The sequence below is a fragment of the Sediminibacterium sp. genome (assembly GCF_051861365.1).
In the GTDB taxonomy this organism is placed as follows: domain Bacteria; phylum Bacteroidota; class Bacteroidia; order Chitinophagales; family Chitinophagaceae; genus Sediminibacterium.
Genome location: NZ_JBHYCW010000004.1, coordinates 158,045 through 168,926 on the forward strand (window position 1 = coordinate 158,045; position 10,882 = coordinate 168,926).

A 10,882-nucleotide genomic window follows, 5' to 3' on the forward strand; every position below is an offset into this window, starting at 1 on the left:
TGTTGGTAAACAATATTGTCAACCTTTTAACTAAAAACAATGAAATACAGATTTTTCATTTTGTTTTTTACTGCAGCGATTATATCAGGCTGCAGTACAGCCTATAATTTATCGTATAATGATTACGACCAAACGGTGGATTTCAGCAAATACAAAACATTTTCCTGGATTCCCCATACTGATAATGATAATACTCCCTATCACAACCAGATTATTTTCAATAATACCATCAATTATTTTTCGCATGAACTGGCGGCAAGGGGTATGACTTTAGATAATGACAACCCGGATGTGCTGTTTGAACTCAAAGTAACAGAAAGTAAAAAAAGCAGGACTGAACAGGTACGTACAACTGTTCCTTCCTATAATTATAATAATGCCTATCAATATAGGGCTATTTCACCTCATAACCCCTATTACAATGTTAACCCAAGGGCTTATTATTATAACAGGCCATTAAATTATAATTATAACAGCTATACATACGGCTATACTACTAAAACAGTGGAATATACCCGGGGAGCTATAACTGTAAACGTTATAGACAGGAAGCAAAATAAATTTATTTATACTGCTACCGTAGAAGCGGATTTATACGACCCTTCCACTTTGCAAAGAGAATTGCATCCTGCAGTGCACACACTTTTGGAGAATTACCCTGTAAAGCCACCAGCAAAAAAAAGCAGAAGATGACGACGTTCAAGAAAATGAATTTGACTTAAAAACATAACATTTAAAACTTAAAATTATGAAACAGTTATTTGTATTTATCATGATGCTGTTATCTGCATCATTTTTGTACGCACAGGATATTATTACACTGCGTACCGGAGAAACTATCAATGCCAAGGTATCAGAAGTAGGTATTACTGAAGTAAGATACTTCAAGTCTTCTAATATTAATGGGCCGGTGTATGTTGCTGCCAAAGCTGATATTAGCCAGATTGTGTATGAAAATGGAAATAAGGACTTATTTAATTCCACCGGACAGCAGCCAACTACAGTAATTGTACAGCAACCTCAAACTGTTTATGCAGAACAGCCAATTCGCAGAAGAAACTTCTGGAACAACGGCTGGTGGTATCCTGTTGTCGTTAGTCATATTGACCTTGGGCATCATGGCGGATATTATTATGGTGGCCATCACGGAGGTCATGGCGGGCATCATTAAATATAAAACACGGGTCGGAGCCCTGCTTTGGTTTCCTTAGTTATAGTGAAACAGCTTCTGGAGCAGGGTTTCCGCACCCACCAATTAATAACACCATTTTAATCCAGGGTTTACTTTAAAATATAATTATCGTAGTGGGGAAAACTAAATTTATACCGGCGCTCAGGTTCAAATGGCTTACGCCTTTGTATGATTTTTTTGTTGGGATTACCATGCCCGAAAAAAAGATTAAAAAAGCGCTGATTTCGGATGCCAATATCGTTTCCGGTACAAAGCTGCTTGATTTTGGTTGTGGCACTGGCACATTAACTATCATGGCAAAACACTTTTCACCGGAAACTAAAGTTACAGGCGTAGATATTGATAGGGACATTTTGGACAAAGCAACTAAAAAGATAAAAAAGGAAAAGCTGGATATTTTTTTGCTTGATTATGATGGAAAACATTTGCCTTTTCAACGTAACGCTTTTGACAGGGTAATATCCTGCCTGGTTTTTCATCATCTTGATACAGATACAAAACAAAATATGCTGGCAGAAATATTCCGGGTTATGAGTAAAGACGGGCGGTTAATTATTGCCGACTTTGGCCGCTCCAAATCATGGGTTCAAAGAACGCTTTTTAATATAATCAGAGGTCTGGATGGGTTTAAATCAACAGATGCAAATGCCAGGGGATTATTACCTGAAATGATTTCGGATGCCGGTTTTGAAAATGTGGCTATCAAAAAGCGTTTCAAAACCATATTTGGAGAAGTACAAATAATCAGTTCGGAAAAAATATAAAAACAAATAAATAGCATCATGAAAAGGACATTTTATTTACTGCTTTTAATAATTACAACAGCGTTTTCTGTAACAGCACAGGAACAAAAGAAAGAAGAAGTTTGCTATAATCCCAATCTTGTAAAGGACACATCCAAAAAAAGCATTAAGTCAATGGCGTATGCGGTTGTTGATGGCGACAGCATAAAAATTAATTACCATTCACCCGGCGTTCGTAAAAGAATTATCTGGGGCGGCCTTGTTCCGTATGATGAAGTATGGGTAACAGGTGCACATGATGCCACTACATTAGAAATGCCACAGGCATTTGTTGTTAGTGGCAAAGAAATTCCTGCGGGAAAATATGCCATCTTCTCCATCCCCGGAAAAACGGAATGGACCTTAATCATCAATAAAAACTGGAAACAGCATCTTGCTACAGAGTATGATGAAAAAGAAGATGTGGTGAGAATAAAAGTGAAACCGAAAAAAGTGAATCATACAGAACGGCTGCAATATTTTATTGAAACAGGAAAAAGCAAAACTGGCAAAATTGCTGTAACATGGGAGAAGATAAGAGTGGAGTTTGATTTTAAACTTATAAAATAGTATTATCAATAAACCAATCCAACATGTTCAAAGACTTTCCCTCATTACACCCCCTGGCAGTACATTTCCCCATTGTACTTATTTTATTGGCAGCCGCTTTACAGGCCTTGCTGGTTTGGAAAGACCTGAAGCAGATAAAATGGGTTGCGCTTGTTATTATGGCCGGTGCTTTCTTTTCATCCCTTGCCGCCAGCACTGTCTTTCATGCAGAGCCATCGGCCGATGCGCCAAAAGCAGCATTGGAAATATTTGAGCAGCATGAAAAATATGCACAACTCACACTGTGGATGAGTGGCATTACTTTTTTGCTGAAAAGCATTGGTGTTTTTTTTAAAATCAACCGGCGTTCATTTGAAATTATAGTTCTGGTTGCCGCAATCATCGCAGCGGTTTTTCTTTCCATTGCAGGGCATCATGGGGCAAAGCTTACCCATGTGGCCGGTGTAGGGCCTATGGGTAAATATTTAATGAAAGGGCACGGTGCCGGCGGAGATATGGAAGGCATGGATATGAAAAATGATTCTGCCATGAACATGAATGACGAAATGCCCGGTATGAACAATATGGATAAAATGCCGGGAATGGATACTATGAAGATGGACTCATCCATGAACATGAAAGACATGGATAAGATGAAAGACATGAAGGATATGCCAGGCATGGACAAGATGAAAGACATGAAGAACATGAAAGATATGAAAGACATGAAGGGAATGAAAAATATACCGGGTATGAAAGATATGGATAAGATGAAAGACATGAAGGATATGAAAATGGACTCTTCCATGAATATGAAAGATATGAAGGACATGAAAATGGATTCATCCATGAATATGAAAGATATGAAGGACATGAAAATGGATTCATCCATGAATATGAAAGACATGAATATGCCGGGCATGGGAAATATGAAAATGCCGGCAAAAAATAAAATGGATACATTGCGTTTTCCCGACAATAACCCTGCACGTAAAAAGAATGATAAGCAGAACAAACAATAAATGATAACAATATGAAGAAACTGCTTTTTTTTGTATTGATGGTACCGATTTGCAGTGTTGCACAAATGAAACATTCCATGCCGGGGGCAAAGGATAACGGTGTAAAAAAAATAACAGCGTATAATTTCCCCCTGAAGCCGGCTCAAACCGGAGCAGGAATAGTTTACCAGGGTAAAAAAGTAGAGTATGATTTATATGTAACCGATACAATGGTAAACTTTACCGGTAAACGTCGTCATGCTATTGCCATTAACGGGCAAATACCGGCCCCCATTCTTGAGTTTACCGAAGGGGATACTGCCATCATCCGTGTGCACAACCTGATGAAGATGGAAACCTCTATTCACTGGCATGGTATCTTATTGCCCAATAAAGAAGATGGCGTCCCCTACCTAACCACATCCCCTGTTGAACCCGGCGAAACTTATACCTTCACTTTTCCACTGATACATAGCGGCACTTACTGGTACCACTCACATACCATGGTGCAGGAGCAAAGCGGTTTGTATGGTTCTATTGTAATCCACCCAGCCCAACCAGAGCCACAATTGAAAGAATATGTTTTGTTATTATCAGACTGGACGGACGAAAACCCTCATCAGGTAATGCGCTACTTGAAACGTGGCGGAGAATGGTATGCCATTAAAAAAGGGGCATTACAAAGTTATGGAGAAGCTATTGCCGCAGGAGCATTCAAAGATAAACTGAAACAGGAATGGCAGCGTATGCCCGCTATGGATGTATCTGATGTTTATTATAATAAATTTTTACTGAACGGGCAGGAAACAAATGAATTTAAAGATGCAAAGCCGGGAGAAGTAATCCGGCTGCGGATTATTAATGGTTCGGCTTCTACCTACTTTAATCTGCAGTATGCAAACAGCTATATGCGGATAATTGCCGCTGATGGTATCAATGTAACACCTGTTAATGTAAATAAACTTGAAATAGCCATCGCAGAAACCTATGACGTTTTAATTACTGTACCCGAAACAGGCGCCGCAGAACTACGGGCAACTTCATGGGATGTGACCGGATATTCATCTGCCTATTTTGGTAACGGCATGGTCATTAATGCCCCTGATATTCCAAGACTGAATTATTTTAAAATGATGAAGGACATGGGCGGCATGAACATGAAAGGAATGAACATGGGTAATATGCAGGGCATGGATATGAAAGACATGAACATGAAAAATATGCACATGCCCAAAGATACCATGCCGGAAAATAAAAAAACGGATATGCCGAATATGGAAGGAATGAAGATGGAGGGTATGCAGGGCATGGATATGAATATGAATATGGAAATGCCGGGTGAATTTAATTACAACATGCTGCGGGCATTGCATCCAACAACGTTGGATTCGTCTTTAACGCCACGGGAAATCAAATTAAACCTTACCGGCAATATGCTTCGCTATGTTTGGTCGTTTGATTTTAAAACTTTATCCGTTGCCGATAAAATCCTTATCCGAAAAGGTGAACGGGTAAGATTTGTTTTAACCAACAACACCATGATGCGGCACCCGCTGCATTTACATGGCCACTTTTTCCGGTTCATCAATGCACAGGGTGAGTACTCACCTATGAAACACACGTTTGATATCAAACCCATGGAAACTGTTACCATTGAGTTTGAGGCCAACGAAGAGCAGGACTGGTTTTTTCATTGCCATATACTTTACCACATGATGGCCGGTATGGCCCGTATTGTAAGTTACGAAGGCAGCGAACAAAATGAATTTGCAAAAAACGGTTACAAAAAATTAAAAAAAGAAGACAATGCCCTTTATCCCTGGTATGATTTATCTGTTCACTCACAGGGTGCATGGCTGAGCGGCAATATTTCCAACAATAAAATGGCATTGGAGTTTGAAGGCCGTGTAAGCTGGAAAGGAAACTATGAAACCGAAACACATTTACTTCGTTACCTTGATAAGAATCAGTACCTGGCTTTTTATATTGGCTATGATTACCGGAAAAATAAAACGCTGCCATTAGCAAACAAACCCAATACAAAAGATAACAGGCGGGTTTTTGATGCCGGCTTTTATTATTTGCTGCCGTTGCTCATCCGTTCGGAATGGAGAATTGACCACACCGGCCGTTTAAGGCTGCAATTAGAAAGAAGGGATTTACCCCTGAGCAATAACTTCTTTTTTGATTTCAGGGTAAATACGGATAAAGAATTTAATGTAGCAACTAGATATATGATTGCTAAATCATTTTCCATCAGCACAAATTATGACAGTGATTATAAATGGGGAATTGGATTAACATGGCACTATTGAAATGAGAATAAATTTTTTTTTATGAAACATAACCACCACAACGAGCAGCGGTATACTTGCCCAATGCATCCTGAAATTGTGAAGGACGAACCCGGCAATTGTCCCAAATGCGGAATGAATCTCGTTCCTGTTGATGCAAACGAGAAAGAACATTCCCAGTTGCAGCATCTGCATACAGACAATATAATAGAGGCTTCTTCTCATGAAGAGCATGTTGTTGAACAGCGAAATACTCAAGGGTTCCAAAAGTATACTTGTCCCATGCACCCGCAAATCATACAGGATGGTCCTGGTCAGTGCCCTCTGTGTGGTATGTCGCTTGTGCCAATTGCGAAACCTGTTACGCATGGTGGACATGAAGCCCATTCCTCCGGTATAGCAGATTTCAAAAAACGGTTTTATGTTGTGCTGTTTCTTACGGTTCCTATCATGTTGCTTTCAGAAATGATTCAACATTGGCTGAATATTCACATCAGTTTCGCTGGCTCAAACTATGTGTTACTTATTTTATCCTCTGTTGTATTCTTTTATGGTGGCTGGCCATTTCTCAAAGGGTTAATCGGAGAAATGCGGGCAAAAAATCCCGGAATGATGACATTGGTAGCATTTGCTATTTCAATAGCCTATATCTATAGCCTAGCAATTGTACTGGGGTTAAAGGGCATGGATTTCTTTTGGGAATTAGCAACACTCATTCTTATCATGTTATTAGGGCACTGGATAGAAATGAAATCTGTAGCTGGCGCATCAAGGGAACTTGAATTATTAGTACAGTTATTGCCTGATGATGCTCATTTAATCAATGGTGATACCATAACAGAAGTAAAAACTGATTCACTGAAAGAAAATGATGTGATTCTTATCAAGCCAGGGGAGAAGGTTGCTGCCGATGGAATTATCGTAGATGGGGAAAGTTACCTAAATGAGTCCATGCTTACAGGTGAATCGAAGCCCGTTGAAAAATCAAAGGGAGATAAGGTGATCGCAGGAGCTATCAACGGCAATGGAGCCATAAAAGTTGCCGTGTCACATGGTGTCAAAGATTCCTACTTATCGCAGGTCGTAAAACTGGTTCAGGATGCACAACAATCAAAGTCCAAAACTCAATTAATTGCAGACAGGGCAGCAAGATGGCTTACGCTGGTTGCGATTGTGGCAGGTGTCAGTACTTTTTTGGTTTGGTATTTATCGGGAAAAGGTTTGGCCTTTTCCATTGAGCGTATGGTAACAGTAATTGTTATTTGCTGCCCCCATGCACTGGGATTAGCTGTTCCACTGGTAGTAGCAAAATCAACGGCACTATCAGCAAAACATGGGTTACTGATAAAGAACAGAACAGCCTTTGAAAATGCAAGAAAGATAACAACGTTGGTATTTGATAAAACCGGAACGCTGACGGTTGGAAAATTTGAAGTTTCTAAGATTGTTTCATTGACTGAGGGTCTTTCTGAACATGAATTATTAAAATATGCAGCTGCTTTGGAACAGAACTCAGAACATCCTATTGCAACAGGAATTATGCAGAAAGCAAAAATCTTAGCGATTCAAATTCCAGTTGTAGGCGATTTTAATGCCATTACAGGAAAGGGAGTCGAAGCAACTATAGAAGGTAACGATATAAAAATTGTGAGTCCTGGATATCTTAAAGAGTCGAATGTCGAATTACCCGATGACTATATGACTGATGCTTCTGAAACCGTCGTATTTGTTTTGATAAATAATCAACTTGCCGGATATATTGCTTTGTCAGATACTATTCGGCCAGAATCAGCAGAAGCTATCCGTTCTTTGGGTATTGACAATATAAAATCAGTATTACTTACAGGAGATAATAAAAGAGTGGCGGAAACGGTTGCCCGTAAGTTGGGTATGGATTTTTTCTTTGCAGAGGTCTTACCACATCAAAAACTAGAAAAAATAAAAGAATTACAAGCAGAAGGAGAATTCGTTGCGATGACGGGAGACGGGATCAATGATGCCCCTGCTTTGGCGCAGGCTAATATCGGGATTGCAGTTGGATCTGGTTCTGATATTGCGGCGGAAACAGCAGGGATTATATTGGTCAACAGCAATCCACAAGACATTGTTTCATTTATTCAGTTTGGCAAAGCCACTTATCGAAAAATGATCCAAAATCTGATTTGGGCCACGGGTTATAATGTAGTTGCCTTACCATTGGCGGCGGGAGTATTGTACAAAATGGGAATCCTGTTAAGCCCTGCTGCCGGTGCCGTTTTAATGAGTGTGAGTACCGTTGTGGTGGCTATTAATGCAAGTCTTTTAAAAATAAAATAAACCAACAACCTATATTGTTTATGGCAAAAAGTAAACACTACTACATACGAAAAACACACCGCTGGCTTGGTGTTATTTTAGGCATTCAGTTTTTATTATGGACAATTGGTGGCCTATATTTCAGTTGGAGCAATATGGATGAAGTGCATGGTGACTTTCAAAAGAAAGATGCAACGCTTTTCTCTTCTGATATTTCTCTGGTCAGTCCTACAGTAGTGCTGGATACAATAAAAAAGATTCATCGCATTGATTCAGTTGTCTCCATTCAATTGATTGAAATTTTGGGCAAGCCTTTTTACCAGGTTCGTTGTATAAGTACCATTCAGAATGAAACGAATGATGGACATGGTATGCAGGTAATGAATCATCTTGCCGATGCAGAAACAGGTCGGATTCGTGGACCATTGACAAAAGAAGAAGCGGTTGATGTAGCTAAAATGAGATTTAATGGAGAACCTAAAGCAAAATCAGTTGAATACTTAACTGTTACAAGTGGTCATCATGAATATCGGGAAAGCCCTTTGCCTGCCTATGCCATTACCTTTGAACATCCATCAAAAACGACTGTTTACGTTGCCAGTGAATTAGGAACTATTCAAAAATTCAGGAATAATAAATGGAGAATATTTGATTTTCTGTGGATGATGCACACGATGGATTATGAAAGTAGGGATCATATCGGTAACTGGCTGCTTCGAATATTTTCCATTTTTGGATTGATCACTGTAATAAGTGGGTTTGCATTATTCTTTATCAGTTCAAAATGGGGCGGAAAAAGAGTTGCGAAATCGGAAAAAATAGCCTGATCTTCCATCTTTTGCAACCATATTGCCATTTTAGGAGTCTATTTCTACTGAAAATTGCAATATATACAGCTATTTTTGCTTCAATGAAATTTTTATTTTTCTTTTTAGGCTTTTCCCTGCTCTATTTGTCATGCCTTACATGCAGTGACAGCACGGAATGTAATGCAAAATCAGAATCCAAAATTTCAACTTCCTCCAATCATCAAGCACATAATCATTCGAAAGAAGCGTGCACACCTTTTTGTACCTGTTCTTGCTGTGCAGCTGCAGCCTTTTATAATCCTCTGAGTAAGGTACAGTTTCTAAAAATTCTTTTCCGATCTGAAAAGGACTCCTTTGATGTCGAAAATTTTAATTCCGAAGTTTCCTATTCTATCTGGCAGCCTCCCAAACTAACTGCTTAATTTCTTCTCATTTCAGTGCAATTGTCATGCGCTGACTTTTACATTTTTATCATTTTGTTTACCATGTGGTTATGACCAAGAGAAAAAGGTCAATTACCCGCAGTAAATCAGGTTACAGCAGGATTAAAGATCCTGTAAAGCCCTTGTGGATGCGGGTTATAAAAGTTATTACACTGATAGTGCTTGGTATTGTAATGCTCATGGCGATAATTGGCATTATCACTAAGTATTATCGCCTTGTTTCAAAATATTAAATCAAAATATGCTTAATAAAATCATTCAATTCTCCATAAAAAATAAATTGGTCATTGGTCTTTTTACACTTGCATTAATAATATGGGGTGTTTATTCGGCAAATAAATTGCCGATTGATGCCGTTCCTGATATTACCAATAACCAGGTACAGGTAATTACACTGAGCCCATCATTGGCGGCACAGGAAGTAGAACAACTCATTTCATTCCCGGTGGAACAAACAATGGCCACTATTCCGGAAGTACAGGAAATTCGTTCCATATCCAGATTTGGATTATCAGTTGTTACAGTTGTATTTCATGATGATGCAAATATTTATTGGGCCCGTCAGCAAGTAGGTGAGCGGTTGATAGAAGCACGCAACCAAATACCCAATAACATCGGTAATCCTGAGATGGCTCCTATTTCTACGGGGTTAGGTGAAATTTATCAATATGTTTTACATGCAAAAAAAGGGTATGAAAATAAATATGATGCCATGTCGCTTCGGACGATACAGGATTGGATAGTTCGTCGTCAGTTGCTTGGGACACCCGGCATTGCTGATGTAAGCAGTTTTGGTGGTCTTTTAAAGCAATATGAAATTGCATTGAATGCAGATAAGCTTCGCAGCTATAATTTATCGATAGCGGACGTATTTAATGCCCTTGAAAAAAATAACCAGAATACGGGCGGTGCCTATATAGATAAAAAGCCCAATGCTTATTTTATCCGGAGCGAAGGCTTTATTAAAACAATCAATGACATTGACAAAATTGTGGTTACAAGAACTTCCGGCGGTGCACCCGTGTTGGTAAGGGATATTGCAACGGTACAGCTGGGTCATGCCACGCAATACGGGGCATTAACCCGTAATGCAGAAGGCGAAGTAGTTGGTGGAATTGTTTTGATGCTAAAAGGAGCAAATTCCAGTATTGTAATTAACAGTGTAAAAGATAAAATTTTACAGATCCAGAAAAGCTTGCCAGAAGGTGTGGTCATTGAACCCTTTCTTGACAGAAGTGCTTTAGTTAGCAGGGCGATAGGAACTGTAAAAACTAATCTTATTGAAGGTGCGTTAATTGTCATCTTTGTACTGGTGGTTTTTCTTGGCAATATCCGTTCCGGGTTAATAGTGGCTTCTGTCATTCCGCTTGCCATGCTTTTCGCTATTTCGTTGATGAACCTGTTTGGTGTTTCTGGTAACCTGATGAGTTTAGGTGCCATTGATTTTGGTTTGATTGTGGACGGAGCCGTGATTATCGTGGAAGCAACCATGCATCAGTTAGGCCTGCGAAAGGCCG

The 10,882-nt window shown here is 39.3% G+C and carries 10 protein-coding genes; all 10 read left to right on the forward strand.

The genetic code is table 11. From position 1 onward, the window contains the following. Positions 1 to 39 precede the first annotated feature (39 nt). Complete coding sequence (locus tag ACTIEV_RS03175; RefSeq protein WP_178887962.1) at positions 40 to 693, forward strand: DUF4136 domain-containing protein; 654 nt, start codon at positions 40 to 42, stop codon at positions 691 to 693. Between the two features lie 55 nt (positions 694 to 748). Further along, complete coding sequence (locus tag ACTIEV_RS03180; protein ID WP_178887961.1) at positions 749 to 1,171, forward strand: hypothetical protein; 423 nt, start codon at positions 749 to 751, stop codon at positions 1,169 to 1,171. Between the two features lie 134 nt (positions 1,172 to 1,305). Further along, positions 1,306 to 1,956, forward strand: coding sequence for a class I SAM-dependent methyltransferase (locus ACTIEV_RS03185; RefSeq protein WP_178887960.1), 651 nt, complete (start codon positions 1,306 to 1,308; stop codon positions 1,954 to 1,956). Positions 1,957 to 1,974: 18 nt separating this feature from the next. Further along, positions 1,975 to 2,544 (forward strand): DUF2911 domain-containing protein, encoded by a 570-nt coding sequence (locus tag ACTIEV_RS03190; RefSeq protein ID WP_178887959.1) that lies wholly within the window; start codon positions 1,975 to 1,977, stop codon positions 2,542 to 2,544. A gap of 23 nt (positions 2,545 to 2,567) precedes the next feature. Continuing rightward, positions 2,568 to 3,545, forward strand: coding sequence for a DUF2231 domain-containing protein (locus ACTIEV_RS03195; RefSeq protein WP_439516065.1), 978 nt, complete (start codon positions 2,568 to 2,570; stop codon positions 3,543 to 3,545). Between the two features lie 11 nt (positions 3,546 to 3,556). Then, positions 3,557 to 5,839, forward strand: a complete 2,283-nt coding sequence (locus ACTIEV_RS03200; protein WP_322195662.1) for a multicopper oxidase domain-containing protein — start codon at positions 3,557 to 3,559, stop codon at positions 5,837 to 5,839. A 21-nt stretch (positions 5,840 to 5,860) separates the two neighbouring features. After that, on the forward strand, positions 5,861 to 8,134 hold the full coding sequence (locus ACTIEV_RS03205) for a copper-translocating P-type ATPase (protein WP_439516066.1): 2,274 nt from the start codon (positions 5,861 to 5,863) through the stop codon (positions 8,132 to 8,134). A 20-nt stretch (positions 8,135 to 8,154) separates the two neighbouring features. After that, entirely contained in the window at positions 8,155 to 8,940 is a 786-nt protein-coding gene (locus tag ACTIEV_RS03210) for a hypothetical protein (protein WP_294993928.1), read from the forward strand. An 83-nt stretch (positions 8,941 to 9,023) separates the two neighbouring features. Further along, complete coding sequence (locus ACTIEV_RS03215) at positions 9,024 to 9,344, forward strand: DUF6660 family protein (RefSeq protein WP_439516067.1); 321 nt, start codon at positions 9,024 to 9,026, stop codon at positions 9,342 to 9,344. A 262-nt stretch (positions 9,345 to 9,606) separates the two neighbouring features. Beyond that, positions 9,607 to 10,882, forward strand: a 1,276-nt coding sequence (locus tag ACTIEV_RS03220; protein WP_439516068.1) for an efflux RND transporter permease subunit, incomplete at its 3' end; no start/stop codon positions are given.

Bases quoted from the DNA above. Each gene is read 5' to 3' on its own strand.
- ACTIEV_RS03190 (WP_178887959.1), top strand. From the start codon at position 1,975: ATGAAAAGGACATTTTATTTACTGCTTTTAATAATTACAACAGCGTTT.
- ACTIEV_RS03210 (WP_294993928.1), top strand. From the start codon at position 8,155: ATGGCAAAAAGTAAACACTACTACATACGAAAAACACACCGCTGGCTT.
- ACTIEV_RS03200 (WP_322195662.1), top strand. From the start codon at position 3,557: ATGAAGAAACTGCTTTTTTTTGTATTGATGGTACCGATTTGCAGTGTT.
- ACTIEV_RS03195 (WP_439516065.1), top strand. From the start codon at position 2,568: ATGTTCAAAGACTTTCCCTCATTACACCCCCTGGCAGTACATTTCCCC.
- ACTIEV_RS03180 (WP_178887961.1), top strand. From the start codon at position 749: ATGAAACAGTTATTTGTATTTATCATGATGCTGTTATCTGCATCATTT.
- ACTIEV_RS03205 (WP_439516066.1), top strand. From the start codon at position 5,861: ATGAAACATAACCACCACAACGAGCAGCGGTATACTTGCCCAATGCAT.
- ACTIEV_RS03175 (WP_178887962.1), top strand. From the start codon at position 40: ATGAAATACAGATTTTTCATTTTGTTTTTTACTGCAGCGATTATATCA.
- ACTIEV_RS03215 (WP_439516067.1), top strand. From the start codon at position 9,024: ATGAAATTTTTATTTTTCTTTTTAGGCTTTTCCCTGCTCTATTTGTCA.